The organism is Paraburkholderia sp. Cpub6 (genome assembly GCF_014201065.1).
Lineage (GTDB): Bacteria > Pseudomonadota > Gammaproteobacteria > Burkholderiales > Burkholderiaceae > Paraburkholderia > Paraburkholderia tuberum.
Genome location: NZ_JACHDM010000036.1, coordinates 25,213 through 41,385, shown reverse-complemented (window position 1 = coordinate 41,385; position 16,173 = coordinate 25,213). Strand labels below are relative to the sequence as shown.

The following is a 16,173-nucleotide window of genomic DNA, read 5'->3' as shown; positions in this document are numbered from 1 at the left end:
GCCCTATTCGTCAGTCGAAACTCACCAGTGCATGCGGCTTTCGCGAGCGGCATGGATTGGCTCGCAGCCGGCAGGCACGATGGTTGCGGAGCGACGGTGTGTGGACGGACGCCGCCCTTCGCAAACGCCTCGATCGAGCGCGGATGCGAGTACAGCGTCCGGTGTCGAGAAACGGGCCCCTGACGGTACCGTAGCGGCGACGACCCCACGTGTGTCATCAGCGGCTTCGGCCGCGATCGGCCACCGGCCAACAAGACCGCCATTTTCATTACCACCTGATGGAGAGAACCATGAAGACGATCCAGCTTCTGAAGACCGCAGGCAGCATCGCCGTCGTCGCGTTCGCGCTGAACGCGAACGCCCAGACCAGCGCTTCGGCCCCGCCCGCGGCGTCGGAAAGCGTCGGCCAGCATATCGACGATGGCACCATCACGACCAAGGTCAAGGCTGATCTGCTTGCCGCCAAGAACGTCAAATCGACGCATATCCACGTGAAGACCCGCAAGGGCGTCGTGTGGCTCACGGGTTCGGTGCCTTCGGCCGACGACAAGTCCGCCGCCGAAGATGTCGTGCAAAGCGTGAAGGGCGTGACCAGCGTGAAGAACCATCTGAAGGTCGCGGCTGACTGATATCCGCGCGATCGGGTCGCACCGATTCGACTGAACAGAACGTAACAGAGCCGGCTGGCAGAGCCGGCTCTTCCTTATTGCACTGACGCGTCGATCAGCGCTTCATCGCCGCATACTGGTCGCGCAGATCGCGCACGCGGTCGTGCGTTTGGAGCACGCCCTGGTACTGCCGCTCGACGATTGCCCGCACGTCCGCCGGCAAATCCTTCTCCAGCGCGTCGTGATAGCGTTTCTTCGCGACGTCCTCGCCTTTTTCGCACTCGGCAAGAATCGCATGGTCGCTGCGATTCGCTACCGCCGATTTCACGTCGACCCAGCCGCGATGCAGCGCACCGCTCATGCTGCCGCCGGTTTCGGGCTTGCCGCCCAGGGTCTGAACGGCATCCTGCAACTCACGCGCGCCGCGCGAGCAGTCCTCGGCACTCGAGCGGAACAGCATCTTCAGCTGGTCGTCGTGCGCATCCTCGGCTGCCTTCATAAAGCCCTTTTCGCCATCCTTCGACGTTTCGACCAGATCATTCAATACGGAAACAACGTTGGTAGCCATTCAATACCTCCAAGGGTTTCGTTCGTCGCGGAATCCGCCGCGCGGGCCTTTTTATGTGCCTCGCGATGAATCGGTTCGACGCGCGGCGGGCTGCATTTGATAGCACGCATCACGCGTGCCCGGCACCTCGCGCGAGCCGATGCGTAGCGAAAGGCAGCTCGAACGATCACAGCCGCCGCGCGATGCGCGGCAACCGCGGGTATAGCGCGACGTCGAAACAGCGCGGTAAACGGAAAACGGCCCGATGATCGTCATCGGGCCGTTTTTTGTCTGTATGCCGAGTCGCCCATATCACGCGCGCTTCTCCGCGAATTCCTTGATTGGCTCCGGCGTCTTCAGCGGATCGAAATCGGCCCAGCGTCCCTGCTGCCAGCGGCCGGTCGCCTTCTCGATCGACACACCGCCCGCTTCACGTAGCACGCGCGCGGCGTCCAGCTGATTGTCGGGCGACACGTGCACGGCGACGAGCACGCCCGAATCGCGCGACTCCTCGTGATACGGCACGCGATGGTCCGATTTGCCGCGCTCCGTGGTGCGCGACATCGCGCCGACCAGCGAGCCGACATACGCGCCGACGCCGGCCGCGATCAGCGACACCAGCAGCGGCGCGGAAAACACCGCGAAGATCGCCACGCCAATCACCGCGCCAATCACCGCGCCGATCGTCACGCCCATGCCCGCGCCTTTAGGCGCTTCTCGCGCGCCGGGGTCGGTATCGGTGTCGCCGCCGATCGGGAAACGCGCATGCTGGCCGCGCGGATTGACGAAAAACAGCGTGACGTCCTCTTCCACGAAACCCGCATCGAACAGTTTTTGCGCCGCGCTTTCCGCAGCGGGAAAAGTCGTGAAGCGTGCTGCGACGATGAGTGACATACGGCCTCCTTATCGTTAATTGCCGCTCGCGGACCATCCTGTCGCCGGTAGCACGAGTCGGAAGCAGTGCGCCCAGTCAATGCGACACGCAGCGGCGCTACGCCGCGGCGCCGCGATCCGGTTCCAGGCCTTCCACTCTGAACAGTCCGCTATGCAACACTACGCCTTCTCCGTTGTTCTGGTCGAGCGCTTCCGCGCAGACCGAGCGGATGCGCTGACGGCCTCTGTCGAAAGCGGCCATCAACGCCGCTTCAAGCGCGGACTCCGCGCCGAAATGATCTTCCAGAGCCTCGGCAGTGATCGTGCAAACCACTGGCTCGCCATCGACGCGCGCAAGAAAGCGCACGGTCAGATTGGCGCCGTCGAAGGCCGCTTCGTCATCGGGGAAAGTGATCTGCATCAGAGAGTCCTCATAAGCAGGCCGTGGCAGGATCGCGTTCATGACGAGCCCTTCAATTTGCCGGCCAGTTGCTGCGCCATCTCGAGGTGATGCTTGATGGTTGGCAGCGCTTGCGCGGCCGCGGCCTTCAGTTGCGAGTCGGTGCCGCTCTCGCTTTGCTGCTGGAACAGGTCGACCGCGCGCTGATGCGCTTCCACGCCGACCTGCTCGACATAGGCCTGATCGAACTCGGTGCCCTTCAACGTCTGCAGTTTGCCGACCAGCGCGGAATCCGCGGACGGCGTTTGCTTGAAGCCCTTCTTCGCGACCAGCCCGGCCATTGCGTGCGACAGCTTCGTGTGGTCGGCGATCATCTGTTGAGCGAACTTCCTGACATGCGGATCGTTGGAGTTCTTCAGCGCGACCTTGCCAGCGGCGATTTCAGTGGCGTCCGACTTCGACGCTTCGAGCACGAACTGCTGATCCGCGGGTGACAGCGTCGTGCCGCCGGTCGGCGCTGCGCTCGCGGGCGCATCGCTCGCCTGCGCGCGGGCCGTGTCGATCGATGCCGCGCTCACGCCCAACACGGCCAGCGCGGCAGTCAACACTTGTAGGGAATACCGGAATTTCATGCATTTTCTCCCTGTCGAATCACCGATGCGCAGGCTCCGAAGCCAACCGGCCGCCCGCGATCAAGCCGCCTTGCGCTTCGTCAGTTGCCCGATCAGCGCCTTGTTGAACGCGGGAAGGTCGTCGGGTTTGCGGCTCGAAATAAGATTGCCGTCCTCGACCACTTCCTGATCGACCCACGTGCCGCCCGCGTTGCGAATATCGTCCTGCAGGCTAGGCCAGCTCGTCACCGTGCGCCCCTTGATGATCCCCGCCGATACCGGCAGCCACGTGCCGTGGCAGATCACCGCGATCGGCTTCTTCGCGTTGTCGACCGCTTTGACGAACGCCTGCGCCTGCGGCAGCAGTCGCAGCGCGTCGCCGTTCACGACGCCGCCCGGCAACACCAGCGCGTCATAGTCGTCGGGACTGGCCTTGTCGAAGGTCGCATCGACGTCGACGGCATGACCCTTGTCGACGTGTTTGAAGCCCTGGATCTTGCCCGGCTTCGCCGAGATCACGTGGACCGTCGCGCCCGCCTCGGTGAGCGCGCGTTTCGGCTCCATGAGTTCTGCCTGCTCGAAACCATCTACGGCGAGTACCGCTACCTTGTAGCCATTCAGTGCATCAGTCATGCGTGCTCTCCTTCGTGCGGCGCCGCGCTCATGCACTTGCCCGTGATGCATGTGCATAGGTCTGCGCCTTCGCTAAGCGTGGTTAAGCAAAACACGTGCCTGGTTAAGGCAGCGTTCAGCGGGCTGACATTACGTTGGCGGTGCACCGACGCTGCGGTTGCCCCGTTCAGCTCGAGCCGCCGCGTGTGCAAAAGCGTCGTGGTCAGACGTCGTTTTCGTCTTCGTCGGAGCGTTTCGCGCCCGGCGGCGCTTGCGGTTCGACGACGTGGTCGGTGTCGATATCGCGGTCCATCTCCAACGTCGAATCGCCATCGGCCGACGCGCGCTCGCCCGTACCTGAGCGATCGGTATCGCTGCCGAGTGCGGCGTCGCCGGCTTCGAGCGCGTGATTGTCGAGCTCCGTATCGACGTCGAAATCGTGACGCTTCGCGCCCGCCACGTCGCTGCCGCTATCGGACGAGTCGCTGGGACCCAGCGCGCCCGTCGTGCCGGACGTTTGCTTGACGGTCTGCTGCGGCTCTTGATCGGGGTTGAGTGTGCTGCTCATGAAAGCTCCCTTTCCGGTTGGTCACGTCGACTTTTCCGCAAGGACCGTTCCGCCTCAGCGCGCTGGTCACCTACCAGTGGAGTGGCATCGCCCTTGCTTCCCGCCGATCACACGGCACACATCGCACCTACCCGGCGAACCGGTTCGAACCGGGTTTGAAACTTCTACCTGCAACAATGGCTACCGCGACTCATTCCACGACCACATCACGCAGCCCGACCACCGCGAACGGCAACACCGCACCCCAACCGATGCCGCCGGGACTGCGCCACGCCGACGACACGAGGCCCGGCTACACACGCAAGCGCGACCGGAACGGCTTCATTTATTTCGACGTCGACGGCAAGCGCATCGTCGATGAGGACGAGATTCAACGCATCAATTCGCTCGCGATTCCACCCGCGTACGAAAACGTGTGGATCTGCCCCGATCCGCGCGGTCATCTGCAGGCGACCGGCCGCGACGCGCGCGGCCGCAAGCAGTACCGCTATCACCCCCGCTGGCGCGAAACGCGCGACGCCGACAAGTACGAACGGATGGCCGAGTTCGGCCGCGCATTGCCCAAAATCCGCGCGCGCGTGGCGCGTGATCTGAAGCTGCCCGGCATGCCGCTCGACAAGGTCGTCGCGGCCATCGTGCAGTTGCTCGACACGACGCTGATCCGCATCGGCAGCGCAGAATACGCGCGCGATAACCACTCGTACGGATTGACGACGCTGCGCAAGAAGCACGTGAAGATCAGGGCCGGTCAATTGCGCTTCCAGTTTCGCGGCAAGAGCGGCATCGAGCACGACGTGACAGTGGACAATCCGAACATCAAGCGCATCGTGCGACGTTGCGCGGAGCTGCCCGGTCACGACCTGTTCCAGTATCTCGACGAAGACGGCACGCGCCACAGCGTCGGCTCGACGGATATCAACGACTACCTGCGCCGCGTAAGCGGCGCGGACTTCACCGCCAAGGACTACCGCACGTGGGCCGGCAGCGTGTACGCGCTGGCGGCATTGCGCCGCTTGATGTGCAGCAGCGCGGCCGAAGCGCGTCGTCATATCGTCGCGATCGTGAAAGAAGTGGCGACGCTGCTACGCAATACGCCCGCCGTCTGCCGGCGCTGTTATATCCACCCAGCGATCATCAGCGCGTTCGAGGCGGACGAGTTGCAGAGCCTCGCGCCAGGCCAATCGCGCCGCGGACTCAAGGTAGATGAAGTGGCCTTTGCGGTGCTGCTCGCGCAGGCGGAAAAGCGTACGGCGAAACTCGCGCGCGCATCCGGTGGCAAAGGACGCAAGACGCGGGAGTCGTCGGTCGACGACAGTATCAACGGTTCGTTGACGAGTCTGCTAGAAAAGTCGCGCGTGGTGCGCAAGAAAGCCACCGCCGCGAAAGAGAAAAGCGCCGCGGCACATTTGCGAGCCACGGTATGCGTGCGTACGCGGCGCGCTGCGCGGGAAATGGCCTCCGAACCGAAACCAAGGGCCCAGTGACGGGCTCAGCGCTGAATCGACCCCGGCGCGTTACGATGAACGCACAGGTGCATGGCCGCGCCCGCATCGATCCAGCGTTACTGTCCCTTCGCATCGCTGCTGGCATTGGCGCCGGGCGTGTTCGTCGTATCGGTCATCGGCTTGTTTGCCTTCGACTTCTTGTGATGATGTTTCATCGACGAAGTCGATCCCATGGTGCTGCCCGTGACGTTCGATGCGGGCTCGTTGCCCGCCGTCGGCGCCGCGGTCGCCGCGCCATGCGCGTTGCCGCCGCCGGTGCCGCTATTGCCGTTACCGCCGCCCGCCTGCGCGAACGCGGCGCCCGACGCGACGGCGCCCGACGCGACCACACATGCCGCGAACAGCCATGCCTTCGGATACTTGCTCATCTGGGTTCTCCCTGAAGTAAAAGGACGGGTGCGATCCTTCGGTTCCCTGCTGCCATCGCTGAGAGTCGAGCAAGGCCTATGCCGCGCGATGCAGTCGTCGCATGCGCGCATCGCGCTTTGTTGAGCAGCGCTTGCGTCGGCACTGACGAAATAATTGCAAACGCGCTCGCATCCTTTACGCGCGCGCTGCCTCGTCGCGCGGATGCGCCGCGCGCCACGGCGTAACGGCGCCGCATGGCTGGATGGAACGGCCGTTGCTAAATGCCTCGGTACATTCACCCCTTCAAAAGGAGCCCATCATGGTGATGCAGACCCAGACACAAGGTGCGAACATCGTCGGTAAAGGCGCCGCAACCGCGGAAGGCCCAGGTCCGGATGTAATGGCCGCGGCTACGCTCGACGGCAACAAGGTTATCAGCAGCGACGGCGAGCACATCGGCAAGATCAAGGACATCATGCTCGACGTGCGTTCGGGCCGCGTCGCGTATGCGGTGCTGTCGAGCGGCGGTTTTCTCGGCATCGGCGACAAGCTGCTCGCGATTCCGTGGAGTGCGCTGACACTCGATACGCAGGAAAAATGCTTCGTGCTGAACATGGTGGCCGAGCGCGTGAAGAACGCACCGGGATTTGATAAGGATCACTGGCCATCGATGGCGGATCAGACGTGGGCCACCACCGTGCATCAGTACTACGGCAGCGAACCGTACTGGGGCGGCGACGTCTATACGAGGCGCGACAACCTCGGCGTCGATGACATTCCCGCGGGTTCGTCGGATGCGCCCGAGGCCGGTGGCGTGAAGCTCTGATCGCCAAATCGACCATTTTCGACGCGTGGCGAGTCGGACATTCCGCTTCAGGAGACAACACAATGGCGACCCGAAAGACCAGCAGCAAATCGAAACGCCCTGTGTCTCGTGGCAAGTCGGGACGGCCACCGCGTCAACGCCACGCGCGGGCGCACGCCGCGCATCGCGCCAAAACCGCGAAGTCGAACGGCGCGTCCGGCGCGAAGAGATGGTCGCATCACGTAATGGAAACGAGCGACGCGATGGACATCCAGAAGGATATTTTCAAAACCGGCAGCGCGGAGTCCATCGCGCAATCGTTGAAGCACTCGTCGACGGCGAGCCGTCGACGCAAGGGCACGCCGTTTCAATCGGCGATGTCGATGCTCAATTTCTACATCAATCGAGCGGGCCGAAACCTGCCGAAGGAGCGGCGCGATACGTTGCAGCGGGCCAAGCGCAAGCTGCGCGAAGCGTTTGGACGAGAGCCGCGGTGAGGTGACCGGATGGCGGCGCCATCACGTGGCACGGCGCTTCAGTCGGCTCCAGGCTGAATGCCGAAGGCAGTCTGCACGGCTTCGTACCGCGAATTGACGTTCAGTTTTTCGAACACGTTCTTCATGTGCCATTTGACCGTCTCGGGTGCCAGATTCAATGATCGTCCGATTTCCTTGTTGGACAGCCCGCGAGCGACGTAGCCCAGTATTTCGAGTTCTCGCGCGCTCAGTGTGCCCGGCGTTATCTTCGTGTCGGCATAGCTCGACGAAGTAGATGGCGTGTTATCCGCCTCGTCGAAAGCCGACAGCACCGTGCCGATATACGTGGCGTGCCCGGTCGCGATTTCCGATGACGTGCGGCGAAAGCGTTCCAGTAACGCACGCATCGGCGGCCCCTCGTCCACGAAGCTATTGATCATCCCCATCGCGCCGCCGATCCGCAGCGCGTTTCCCAGCGCGGCGAACGCCTGTTCCGAAGCACCGTTCTGCTCATGCGCGAGAGAAAGCAGCAGCGAAACGACGGCCTCGGCATAGCGCCAGCCCAGTGCAACCAGATTGTCGAGTGAGCGCGAGAGAAAACCAACGGCGTCGCCGGCGGCATTCTCAGCGAGTAGAACGCGGGCTTGCAGCACGCAGTAGCTTGCCCACGTTTCCATCGCCGAGCCCCGTCGCCCTTCGCACATCATCGGTACACTCGCGCTCAGTTCGTCGGTGACCTGTCGCGCCTCGACCACCCTACTGTCGGCAAGCAGCTGTCTGACGGTTTCCGCATCGCACGCGAGCTTCAGACGCAACCATCGACGGGTTATCGCGAGCTGTCGACCGTCCTCGAGAACGGCGAGCGCCGGCCCTTTTTTGCCATCCCGCCACAGCAGGCGCGACGCGGTAAGCATATAGCGCATCAATGCGGCGAGCGGCGAAGTCTCCAGCGCGATGGTCATGCGACCGTCGATCAACTTGCGCGCCTTGGACAGCTCGTTGCACTCGTAGTAAATCGACGCAAGGCAACCGGCTACCGCGGCCGCGCCCGCCGACCACTCTCCTAGCTTGTCTTCGGAGTACCGCATCGCGACCTCCATCACCCGCCTCGCATCGGGAAGTTCGCCGTGTATCAGCGCGGCGATGCCGTACACCGCGTCGCGCAACATATCCGCGCTGTTCGGTTTCCGGCTGAGTCCCACCTGATCGACCCGCGCTCTCCATACGCGGGAGATGTAGGCGAACTGCCCTCTATACATCAAGCCGAAAATCTCCGCGCTTTGCCCGTAGTGGCGTACCCACGGTTCCGCAGGCGCCGTCGATGCCTCAACGGCACGCCCGAGTTCCAGCGCATGTTCGCTGTCGTCGTTCACGCAAGCGATCACCGCGTGGATCGCGTTGATCTCCGCCCATGCGACCTCGTCGGCTACCGACCGATCATCACGGGCCATTCGTTCGAACTCGTCGGCAATCTCGCCGATCTCCTTCGACGCGCGCGCGGTCTCAAGCGACATCGCGAGAGCCCAGGCTTTCACCAGACGCAAGCGCAGTCGACCCGCGATCACGTCCGGCGGCAGTTTGCGAATCCAGCCCGGCAGCCTGAACGGGTCGCCGCGTTGGAGCATCTCCATCGCACAGTTTTCGGCCCACTGCGCCGCCTGCCCGATGTCGCCCGCGGCCAGCGCATGTCGCACGGCTTCGCGCCACAGGCGAGCCCGCGCGAACCACAGGCTGGCCCGGCGATGCAGCAACGGAACCTGTCGTGGCGTCTGACGCATGAGACGGCGGCGAAGCGCATCGCTCAGCAATGCGTGATAGCGATACCAGTTCTGCGTCTCATCGAGCGGCCGGATGAACACGTTATGCCGCTCGAGCCAGTCCAGCTTTTCTCCGCTTTCGCCCTCACCGCCCATGACATCGTCGCACAGCGTCGCCGTAAGCCGCTCGAGAATCGACGTGTAAAGCAAAAACGTCAGCATGGGCGGCGGCAAATGCGCAAACACCGTATCGTTCAGGTAGCGATCGATGCCGAAGCGGGAACCGGCGAGATGACTGGCGAGCGCGGCCACGTCCTCGATCCGGGTCAGTCCGAGCGAAGCCAGTTGCAAACCGGCCACCCAGCCTTCGGTCGCGCTGTTCAACAACTCGACGCTGTTGCGGTTGAGCAGCGCGTTACCGGTGTGGTCGAAAAACGACTGAGCATCGTCGAGCGAAAAGCGCAGATCGTCGACATTCACACGCGAAAGTTTGTCGGGCGAGCGCAGCCCGCTCAGCGACAGCGCCGGTTCGCCGCGCGCGCCGAGCAGCACGTGCAGGTTGTCGGGCGCGTAGCGCAGCAGGCGCGACACGATCGCGAGAACGGGTTTCGCGCTCAGACGGTCGACGTCGTCGAGCACCAGGAAAACACCGCGGCCGTATGCGGCGATGCCATTGAGCAGCACTGAAATGACCGTTCTGACCGGCGTGTGTGCATCGTTATCGAGAAGTTGCTGTGCCTGCCACGCGATCTCCTTCGACGCGCGACAAAGCGCCGCAACCAGATAGGCCCCGAGTTGCTGCGGATCGTCGTCTTCTCCATCGAGACTGAGCCACGCAACGGGACGCTTCTTTCTCGTTTGCGCTTCGCTCCACGCAGCAAGCAAGGTCGTTTTGCCGAAACCCGCGGGCGCGGTCACGAGCGTAATGTGACGCGGACGTCGTTCATCGAGTCGCCGGAGCAATCCCGGCCGTTGCACGCAACCCGCGGGAAGACGCGGCGGCATCATCTTGGTCTGGATCAGCGACACGATCCATTCACGCTCGAAACTATCAGCGGTTGTATTCATGAGATGTCCTCTCACCGGCTATCCGTGAGAGGCATGGAGGGTCGTTGTGAATTTGCTTTCAAGATACGCCGAACCGTATGACGACTCAATGAGGAGCCGCACAACGAGGCGCGACCAGCGCAATCCGCTTCAGGTCGCTCATGGCCTCCTGTCGGATCGCTAGCGGAGATCGCTTTGCGCGCCCTGCTCGGACCTGTCCTTCTCCGCGACAGCGTCTTCCGGCTCGGCGCTCGCCGGCGCTTGCGCTTCCGCGCTGCCAGCAGCGACCTCGTCGAGCCGGTAGCCGTGCGTATAGACTGTCGTCAATCGCACGCCGTTGTCCGGATGCAGGGTCAGCTTGCGTCGCAGCCGGTAGATATGCGTGTCGATCGTGCGCGACGTACTATCCAGCTCGCGGCCCCACGCAAGCTTCGCCAGAAGGCGCTTGGAAACGACCCGTCCGAGGTTCGCGAAGAAATAGGCCGCCACGTCGAATTCCTTTTCCGTCAACAAGATCGATTCGCCGTGCAGAAAAACACTGCGCTGCGTGACGTCGAAGACATACGGCCCAACCGCGATTGCACTTTCCACCTTGATGCTGCGTCGTGTGCGACGCAACAGCGCGCCTACCCGTGCCCCCAGCTCTTTGGCCCGGAACGGCTTGACGACGTAGTCATCCGCGCCGGCGTCCAGCGCCTGCACGATGTCCACTTCCAGAAGCCGGCTGGTCACGAACAACACCGCGGGTTCGCGGCCCAGGTGACGGCGTATCCAGTACAGCACCTCGAAGCCGCTCATGCCCGGCAATTCCCAGTCGAGCACCACGAGATCGACCTCGTTGGCCTGAAGAAAACTGATTGCGTCCTTGCCCCGCTCGACCTTGTTTATTCGATGCCCGGATTGCCCGATCTCCCTTTCGACCGAATCAGCTTGCGCGGGATTGTCTTCCACCAACAGGATATTCATCTATCGCCTTTTTTCTTTCGCCCTGGCGACTTGAAGACCGGCCCGCTCGACAGATGCGGCGAAAGACATTCGCATCTGGAATTTCACTCACACGAGCAACCAGTTCAAACAGGACGAAAAAGCCAACATAGAAAATCGCATACGGCACCAGGTCGGCGTGAGCGGCCAGCGGCGCCGGCCCCGTATGCCTTGTGAATTTCGAGAAGAACGATAGAGCCAGTCGCTTTTCAAATCGCCCCCCTTTGGGAGGGGGGATTGTGTTTTCGAAGGGGGGGTCATATTGCACGATCACCCCCCCCCTTATCAGTGATTCGATCTGGCGCGCGAGCATCCGGCCGCGCGTCGGCGGCGATAATGCATCGGGATCGTCGCGGACATACAGCCGGTTTCCCCGTCGCGCTCGTACCGACGCCGCCCTTGACCTTCAGGTTGGCGGTCACGCGCGCGGAAAAGCCGATTGCAACGGCCGTGTAGCCCTTGTAGTTGCCCGAGCCGATTCCAACCGAGAGGGTCTTGCCGGGGTCGACGTCCGGGATCATCGTCAACGAGGTCGCGCCGGCGATGCCTGAATAGGCCTGGCGCGCCACCGCGTTCACCCCCTGCTGAACCGAGTCCAACCGCTGCATGTTGACCGCGTCGGTCGGACTGACGCCCGGCGCGACGTGCGAGATCGTCCGTTCGTGACCGAGCGAGCCGATCGACACCGAGTTCGCGTCGCTGGCGGCGGAGCCCGCACCGAGCGCGACCGAGTTGGGCGCGGCCGCAACCGCATTCGCGCCGAGCGCCGACGAACCCGCGCCGCTCGCCTGTGCGCCCGACCCCAGCGCAACGCTGGCGCCGACACCGCCGAGCGTCACGCTTGCATGGGACGCGTTGTCGTACAGCACCGCGTCGTTGTCTGCTGAAGCTGGTCGCGGTCGAGGTCGACAGCGAGGTCAACTGGCCGAAGAGCGACCCTGCATGCATGTTCATGTGGTTGCGCGTGCCGCCGGCGTGGCGCTCGGACGACTTCGCGGCAAACGCGCTCGCGCGCGGGGTCAACACGATGCCCGCATCCGCGTTCGCGGTCGATCGCTCGACGGTCGAGCACGGCGTGCGCATCAACCTCGCTTGCGCCGAGTCGCGCGAGCAGTTGACGCGTAGCCTGCAGATTCTCGCGCACACGCTGCGCGACCGGCCGCGCGCGCTGTTCGGCACGATCTAGCTAGCGGTGGAAGCGTGAAGCGGACCCGCTAGAATATGGCACCCCCTGCCCAGCCGAGCCGCCTTCATCCGATGACTCCGTCCGACGATTCAAGCCCTTCCTCGCGCACGCACGCCGCCGATGCGCTGTTCGCTTTCCTGAAGACGCTGCCGCTCGGCGACCGCTTGATCGAGGGCGGTTTCATGGCCGTGCAGGCCGTGGCGGGCGCGAGCCTCGCGTTCGGCATCGGTCGCACGCTGCACACCGAGCAGGCGTTCTGGGCCGCGATCACCGCGATCGCGGTGAGCCAGCATAGTTATATCGACACCCGCAAGCTGTCGCGCGACCAGTTCATCGGTGCGATGGTCGGCGGTATTTGCGGGCTGATCGGCACGCTCGCGGGCGGCGGCCATTTTGCCGCGTACGCGGCGACCGTGGCGGTCGCGATCCTGATCTGCTGGGTCGTCAACGTCGGCAGCGCAGCGCGCCTCGGCGGCATCACCGCGACGATCATGCTGCTGGCGCCAGGCATCGGCCCGGCGTGGGACAAGGCCTTTCTGCGGCTTGCCGAAGTGACGCTCGGCACGGTCTGCGCGCTCGTGGTCGCGCGACTGATGGCGTCGCTCGAAAGGCGCGCGTTCAGCAAGGGCGGACCGCCCAGATAGAATCACTCACGCGTTGCGTCTTTAGTCAGTCATCCAGAGCATTGTCCGTTGGTGTGCGGCGCCGGTAACGTCCCGGCGTCACACCGACGCTTTGCGCGAACGCCTTGCCGAACGCCGCCTCCGATTGATAGCCGACCGCCTCGCCGATGTCCGCCGCGCTGCGTTGTGTGCGCAACAGCAGATCGCTGGCGATCGCCATGCGAATCTGCGTCAGAAAATCCATCACGGTCACGCCCGCGCGCTCGTTGAAGTGGCGCGCGTAGGTCGCGCGCGACATCGCCGCGCGCTCGCCGAGTTCAGAGATCGTCCATGCGCGTTCGGGCGCGTCGAGCATGGCCTGCACCGATGCGCCGAGGCGTGCGTCCGTCAGCAACGCGAGCATCCCGGTGCCGTTCGCATTGCGCTCGCCGTGCACGCGCAGTGCCATCGCGAACAGCGCGTGGCTCAAGGCCGTCACGATCGCGAGCGCGCCAGGCTGACGCCGCTCCGCTTCGCCGCGCATCAGAGTGATCATCGTCTGCAACGCATCGAGCGTTTGCGCGTCCCCGAGCGATACGTGCAGCGGATCGGGCAGCACATTGAGCAGCAATGCCGATGAACCGGGTGCATAGACGAAGCGGCCGCACAGCAGATCGACGCCGTCATGAATCGCGGTGTCGTTGGGCGCGTGCGCGGCCGTGGCAGTGGTTTCGTGGCCATCGTTGCGCCGCACCGGCAGCATGCCGTCATGCCCGAGCGTCAACGGCAGGCCACCCGCCGAGCGCTTTACGTCGCGCATGCGATGCGCGGCGCCACGCGGAAACAGCATGAAATCGCCGGCCTGCAATTCGAGCGGCTCGCCGGCGGCGGTCTCGATCACACAGCTGCCGTCGAGCACCAGATGAAACGGCGCGACGCCGGCCTCCAGCGGCGCGTGATCGATGTCGAATGCGCCTGATAGCAGGCAGCGAAGATCGAGACTCGCTTGCGGCCGGGCAAGGTCGATCAGGCGACTGAGCGTGTCCATGAGACGAGCGCGCTAAAAGTTGAGTCGAATCAGTATTCAGGATATCGCGGCGCGGCGCAATACTTTGTCCCACGACGCCGGCAACCGCCGGCGCGCAACGGACCAAGGAGCACTGCCATGTTGAACTGGATCGATTACCGCAAGGAACTGTTCGGCCGTATCGGCGAAATGTCGAAGCTCGCGCCCGAAAGCGTGAAGGCGTATCAGGCGATGTCGAGCGCCGGTCAGAAGACCGACCTGCTCGGCGCGAAAACGCGCGAGCTGATTGCGCTCGCGGTAGCGGTCAGCCTGCGCTGTGACGGCTGTATCACGGTCCACACGGCCGAGGCGCTGAAGCACGGCGCGACCCGCGAGGAAATCGCCGAAGCGCTCGGCGTCGCGATGGCGATCAACGCGGGCGCGACGCTGGTGTATTCGGCGCGCACGCTGGACGCGGTCGCCGCGCATACGCAGGGGTAAGCGAGACTGATGATTAGACGCAGCGATCGCCAAGTCATCGTCCGTCCTTACGTGCCGCATCGACCCGTCATGTCCGGCGATGCGGCGCGCGGCCCTTGTTGCAGCGATCGATCAAACGCCTACCAGCCTGGTGACCGTTCCTCAGAACTGAATCGTCGTGCGCAAACCGGGAACTGCTTCGTTCTTGATGCGCTGGGTCGTTACGCGGAAATCTTCTCGTACAACGACAAGACGGAGACTTTCAGTCTCGCGGACGTCGAGACCTGAGCGAGTGCCGAAACGAAATGGCCGCGGAGAACCTGAGAGCGGTGAATCGTCTTCACGAGTTGGCGTTTTTTCCAGTCGACCGCCTCAGGCCCGCGCGCGCGAGCATGAAACTCGCGCGGCCCATCGATGAAGATTCGGGCTTCCAGGGCGAACGCGAGTACGCCGTCGCGTTATCGCTGCACGACGTGCCGAACCTCGGCCAGCTGCTGCCGGCGTTGCTCGCCCTGCCGCTCCAGCATCCAGCCGGGGTACTCCGCCGGCAGCGCGCTGACTTCGGCCAGCTTCGCGAGCTCATCGGCGGATAGCGCGACGTTGGTCGCCGCGATGTTGTCGTCGAGCTGCTCGATTTTCTTCGCGCCGACGATGACCGTGCTGACGACACGCTGATGCAGCAGCCACGCCAGCGCGATCTGCGCGACCGAGACGTTTTTCGCTGCAGCGATTTCGCGCATCACGTCGATGCAGTCATACGCGCGTTCGCGATCGACCGGCGGAAAATCGAAGTTCGTGCGACGGCTGCCCGCTTCGGCCTGCTGCTCGCGTCCGTATTTGCCGCTCAGCAAACCGCCCGCGAGCGGACTCCACACCATCAGGCCGAGGCCTTCGCTTTGCAGCATCGGCACGAGTTCGCGTTCGAGATCCCTGCCCGCGAGTGTGTAATACGCCTGCAGCGTTTCGAAGCGCGCGGTGCCGAGCCGCTCGGCGATGCCGAGCGCCTTCGCGATCTGCCACGCGGCCCAGTTCGACACGCCGACGTAGCGCACGTGGCCGTGCTGCACAAGCGTATCGAGCGCGCGCACGGTTTCTTCGATCGGCGTGGCCGGATCGAAACCGTGGATCTGATACAGGTCGACGTGATCGAGTTGCAGACGCTTCAGGCTCGCCTTGATGCCGTCGAGGATGTGATAGCGCGACGCGCCGCGCGCGTTTGCGAACTCGCCGGTCTGGCCGAACACCTTGGTCGCGATCACGACCTTGTCGCGCGGTACTTGCAGATTCTTCAGCGCCTGGCCGGTGATCTGCTCGGACAGGCCGCCCGCGTAAACGTCGGCGGTGTCGATGAAATTGATGCCCGCGTCGAGCGCCCGGCCGACCAGCCGCTCCGCGTCGTTCTGCTGCAGATCGCCGATCTGCCGCCAGATGCCTTCGCCACCGCCGAAGGTCATCGTGCCCAAACACAACTCTGAAACAAACACACCGGTACGGCCCAACTGGTTATATCGCATCGTCGACGCTCCATCGTGGGTGCAGGAAGAGTCGTCAAGCGTACTGCAATTGGCGGAGGTTGGTAGGCGTGGCACACACGCCGCAAAAGACTACGAATTCCAGCAGCGGCGCGAAGCCCGATGCGCCGCGCACGAGCGGCGAAAACCTGCGAGACTGACGGCTATTGCGCCGTCAGCGTGGAATGACCCACCACCGCCAAACCGGTCGACATTGCCCGGCACCGACTGGATATCCCCCGCGCCG

Annotated in this window: 20 protein-coding genes and 1 pseudogene; 8 read left to right on the top strand and 13 right to left on the bottom strand. The window is 63.8% G+C overall.

The features are described from left to right. The first annotated feature begins 290 nt into the window (after positions 1 to 290). Positions 291 to 629 (top strand): BON domain-containing protein, encoded by a 339-nt coding sequence (locus tag HDG33_RS33620; protein WP_018425284.1) that lies wholly within the window; start codon positions 291 to 293, stop codon positions 627 to 629. 94 nt (positions 630 to 723) lie between these two features. Here the strand turns inward: HDG33_RS33620 and HDG33_RS33615 are convergent, their stop codons facing one another. The 6 genes from HDG33_RS33615 to HDG33_RS33590 form a co-directional block, all read right to left on the bottom strand. Beyond that, positions 724 to 1,176, bottom strand: coding sequence for a PA2169 family four-helix-bundle protein (locus HDG33_RS33615; protein ID WP_184039760.1), 453 nt, complete (start codon positions 1,174 to 1,176; stop codon positions 724 to 726). 291 nt (positions 1,177 to 1,467) lie between these two features. Next, positions 1,468 to 2,049 (bottom strand): hypothetical protein, encoded by a 582-nt coding sequence (locus tag HDG33_RS33610; RefSeq protein ID WP_184039756.1) that lies wholly within the window; start codon positions 2,047 to 2,049, stop codon positions 1,468 to 1,470. Positions 2,050 to 2,146: 97 nt separating this feature from the next. After that, on the bottom strand, positions 2,147 to 2,491 hold the full coding sequence (locus tag HDG33_RS33605; RefSeq protein WP_184039753.1) for a DUF1488 domain-containing protein: 345 nt from the start codon (positions 2,489 to 2,491) through the stop codon (positions 2,147 to 2,149). Continuing rightward, positions 2,488 to 3,060, bottom strand: coding sequence for a DUF4142 domain-containing protein (locus tag HDG33_RS33600; RefSeq protein WP_184039750.1), 573 nt, complete (start codon positions 3,058 to 3,060; stop codon positions 2,488 to 2,490). The genes HDG33_RS33605 and HDG33_RS33600 overlap by 4 nt, the downstream gene beginning before the upstream one ends. A gap of 60 nt (positions 3,061 to 3,120) precedes the next feature. Continuing rightward, positions 3,121 to 3,672 (bottom strand): type 1 glutamine amidotransferase domain-containing protein, encoded by a 552-nt coding sequence (locus HDG33_RS33595; protein WP_184039747.1) that lies wholly within the window; start codon positions 3,670 to 3,672, stop codon positions 3,121 to 3,123. A gap of 202 nt (positions 3,673 to 3,874) precedes the next feature. Continuing rightward, complete coding sequence (locus tag HDG33_RS33590) at positions 3,875 to 4,219, bottom strand: chemotaxis protein (RefSeq protein ID WP_184039744.1); 345 nt, start codon at positions 4,217 to 4,219, stop codon at positions 3,875 to 3,877. Positions 4,220 to 4,395: 176 nt separating this feature from the next. Between HDG33_RS33590 and HDG33_RS33585 the strand changes: the two genes are divergently transcribed. Beyond that, the gene (locus HDG33_RS33585) at positions 4,396 to 5,703 is read left to right on the top strand and encodes a DNA topoisomerase IB (protein ID WP_184039741.1); all 1,308 of its coding nucleotides are present in this window, start codon (positions 4,396 to 4,398) and stop codon (positions 5,701 to 5,703) included. Between the two features lie 77 nt (positions 5,704 to 5,780). Here HDG33_RS33585 and HDG33_RS33580 read toward each other — a convergent pair whose 3' ends face one another. Then, positions 5,781 to 6,092: a hypothetical protein gene (locus tag HDG33_RS33580; protein WP_184039738.1), complete on the bottom strand. Its 312-nt coding sequence runs from the start codon at positions 6,090 to 6,092 to the stop codon at positions 5,781 to 5,783. A gap of 299 nt (positions 6,093 to 6,391) precedes the next feature. On the opposite strand from HDG33_RS33580, the gene HDG33_RS33575 reads away from it, so the two are divergent. Beyond that, on the top strand, positions 6,392 to 6,898 hold the full coding sequence (locus tag HDG33_RS33575) for a PRC-barrel domain-containing protein (protein WP_184039735.1): 507 nt from the start codon (positions 6,392 to 6,394) through the stop codon (positions 6,896 to 6,898). A gap of 62 nt (positions 6,899 to 6,960) precedes the next feature. Then, positions 6,961 to 7,374: a DUF3175 domain-containing protein gene (locus tag HDG33_RS33570; RefSeq protein ID WP_184039732.1), complete on the top strand. Its 414-nt coding sequence runs from the start codon at positions 6,961 to 6,963 to the stop codon at positions 7,372 to 7,374. Positions 7,375 to 7,412: 38 nt separating this feature from the next. On the opposite strand, the gene HDG33_RS33565 is transcribed toward HDG33_RS33570, so the two are convergent. From HDG33_RS33565 to HDG33_RS33550, 4 genes are all read right to left on the bottom strand, one after another. After that, positions 7,413 to 10,178 (bottom strand): LuxR C-terminal-related transcriptional regulator, encoded by a 2,766-nt coding sequence (locus HDG33_RS33565; protein WP_184039728.1) that lies wholly within the window; start codon positions 10,176 to 10,178, stop codon positions 7,413 to 7,415. A 159-nt stretch (positions 10,179 to 10,337) separates the two neighbouring features. Beyond that, the gene (locus HDG33_RS33560) at positions 10,338 to 11,123 is read right to left on the bottom strand and encodes a response regulator transcription factor (RefSeq protein WP_184039725.1); all 786 of its coding nucleotides are present in this window, start codon (positions 11,121 to 11,123) and stop codon (positions 10,338 to 10,340) included. Beyond that, entirely contained in the window at positions 11,083 to 11,409 is a 327-nt protein-coding gene (locus HDG33_RS33555; protein WP_184039721.1) for a hypothetical protein, read from the bottom strand. Before HDG33_RS33555 ends, HDG33_RS33560 begins: the two co-directional genes overlap by 41 nt. After that, entirely contained in the window at positions 11,399 to 12,010 is a 612-nt protein-coding gene (locus HDG33_RS33550; RefSeq protein ID WP_184039718.1) for a YadA-like family protein, read from the bottom strand. Before HDG33_RS33550 ends, HDG33_RS33555 begins: the two co-directional genes overlap by 11 nt. A gap of 59 nt (positions 12,011 to 12,069) precedes the next feature. Here HDG33_RS33550 and HDG33_RS33545 point away from each other — a divergent pair. Then, positions 12,070 to 12,327, top strand: a pseudogene (locus HDG33_RS33545) (PLP-dependent aminotransferase family protein); the annotation flags it as partial. Positions 12,328 to 12,398: 71 nt separating this feature from the next. Then, on the top strand, positions 12,399 to 12,971 hold the full coding sequence (locus HDG33_RS33540) for an aromatic acid exporter family protein (RefSeq protein WP_184039715.1): 573 nt from the start codon (positions 12,399 to 12,401) through the stop codon (positions 12,969 to 12,971). A gap of 25 nt (positions 12,972 to 12,996) precedes the next feature. Here HDG33_RS33540 and HDG33_RS33535 read toward each other — a convergent pair whose 3' ends face one another. Continuing rightward, entirely contained in the window at positions 12,997 to 13,977 is a 981-nt protein-coding gene (locus HDG33_RS33535) for an AraC family transcriptional regulator (RefSeq protein ID WP_184039712.1), read from the bottom strand. 117 nt (positions 13,978 to 14,094) lie between these two features. Between HDG33_RS33535 and HDG33_RS33530 the strand changes: the two genes are divergently transcribed. Together HDG33_RS33530 and HDG33_RS33525 are read left to right on the top strand one after the other, a co-directional pair. Continuing rightward, positions 14,095 to 14,436, top strand: coding sequence for a carboxymuconolactone decarboxylase family protein (locus tag HDG33_RS33530; RefSeq protein WP_184009880.1), 342 nt, complete (start codon positions 14,095 to 14,097; stop codon positions 14,434 to 14,436). 69 nt (positions 14,437 to 14,505) lie between these two features. Further along, the gene (locus HDG33_RS33525; RefSeq protein ID WP_184039793.1) at positions 14,506 to 14,703 is read left to right on the top strand and encodes a hypothetical protein; all 198 of its coding nucleotides are present in this window, start codon (positions 14,506 to 14,508) and stop codon (positions 14,701 to 14,703) included. A 170-nt stretch (positions 14,704 to 14,873) separates the two neighbouring features. Here the strand turns inward: HDG33_RS33525 and HDG33_RS33520 are convergent, their stop codons facing one another. After that, positions 14,874 to 15,929, bottom strand: coding sequence for an aldo/keto reductase (locus tag HDG33_RS33520; protein ID WP_018425310.1), 1,056 nt, complete (start codon positions 15,927 to 15,929; stop codon positions 14,874 to 14,876). Positions 15,930 to 16,173 lie beyond the last annotated feature (244 nt).

What these genes read in the sequence shown, in the direction of transcription:
- HDG33_RS33610 (WP_184039756.1), bottom strand. Translation starts at nt 2,049, where the DNA reads ATGTCACTCATCGTCGCAGCACGCTTCACGACTTTTCCCGCTGCGGAA.
- HDG33_RS33565 (WP_184039728.1), bottom strand. Translation starts at nt 10,178, where the DNA reads ATGAATACAACCGCTGATAGTTTCGAGCGTGAATGGATCGTGTCGCTG.
- HDG33_RS33520 (WP_018425310.1), bottom strand. Translation starts at nt 15,929, where the DNA reads ATGCGATATAACCAGTTGGGCCGTACCGGTGTGTTTGTTTCAGAGTTG.
- HDG33_RS33535 (WP_184039712.1), bottom strand. Translation starts at nt 13,977, where the DNA reads ATGGACACGCTCAGTCGCCTGATCGACCTTGCCCGGCCGCAAGCGAGT.
- HDG33_RS33595 (WP_184039747.1), bottom strand. Translation starts at nt 3,672, where the DNA reads ATGACTGATGCACTGAATGGCTACAAGGTAGCGGTACTCGCCGTAGAT.
- HDG33_RS33620 (WP_018425284.1), top strand. Translation starts at nt 291, where the DNA reads ATGAAGACGATCCAGCTTCTGAAGACCGCAGGCAGCATCGCCGTCGTC.
- HDG33_RS33615 (WP_184039760.1), bottom strand. Translation starts at nt 1,176, where the DNA reads ATGGCTACCAACGTTGTTTCCGTATTGAATGATCTGGTCGAAACGTCG.
- HDG33_RS33605 (WP_184039753.1), bottom strand. Translation starts at nt 2,491, where the DNA reads ATGAACGCGATCCTGCCACGGCCTGCTTATGAGGACTCTCTGATGCAG.
- HDG33_RS33585 (WP_184039741.1), top strand. Translation starts at nt 4,396, where the DNA reads ATGGCTACCGCGACTCATTCCACGACCACATCACGCAGCCCGACCACC.
- HDG33_RS33600 (WP_184039750.1), bottom strand. Translation starts at nt 3,060, where the DNA reads ATGAAATTCCGGTATTCCCTACAAGTGTTGACTGCCGCGCTGGCCGTG.
- HDG33_RS33570 (WP_184039732.1), top strand. Translation starts at nt 6,961, where the DNA reads ATGGCGACCCGAAAGACCAGCAGCAAATCGAAACGCCCTGTGTCTCGT.
- HDG33_RS33530 (WP_184009880.1), top strand. Translation starts at nt 14,095, where the DNA reads ATGTTGAACTGGATCGATTACCGCAAGGAACTGTTCGGCCGTATCGGC.
- HDG33_RS33560 (WP_184039725.1), bottom strand. Translation starts at nt 11,123, where the DNA reads ATGAATATCCTGTTGGTGGAAGACAATCCCGCGCAAGCTGATTCGGTC.
- HDG33_RS33580 (WP_184039738.1), bottom strand. Translation starts at nt 6,092, where the DNA reads ATGAGCAAGTATCCGAAGGCATGGCTGTTCGCGGCATGTGTGGTCGCG.
- HDG33_RS33590 (WP_184039744.1), bottom strand. Translation starts at nt 4,219, where the DNA reads ATGAGCAGCACACTCAACCCCGATCAAGAGCCGCAGCAGACCGTCAAG.
- HDG33_RS33575 (WP_184039735.1), top strand. Translation starts at nt 6,392, where the DNA reads ATGGTGATGCAGACCCAGACACAAGGTGCGAACATCGTCGGTAAAGGC.
- HDG33_RS33525 (WP_184039793.1), top strand. Translation starts at nt 14,506, where the DNA reads ATGTCCGGCGATGCGGCGCGCGGCCCTTGTTGCAGCGATCGATCAAAC.
- HDG33_RS33540 (WP_184039715.1), top strand. Translation starts at nt 12,399, where the DNA reads ATGACTCCGTCCGACGATTCAAGCCCTTCCTCGCGCACGCACGCCGCC.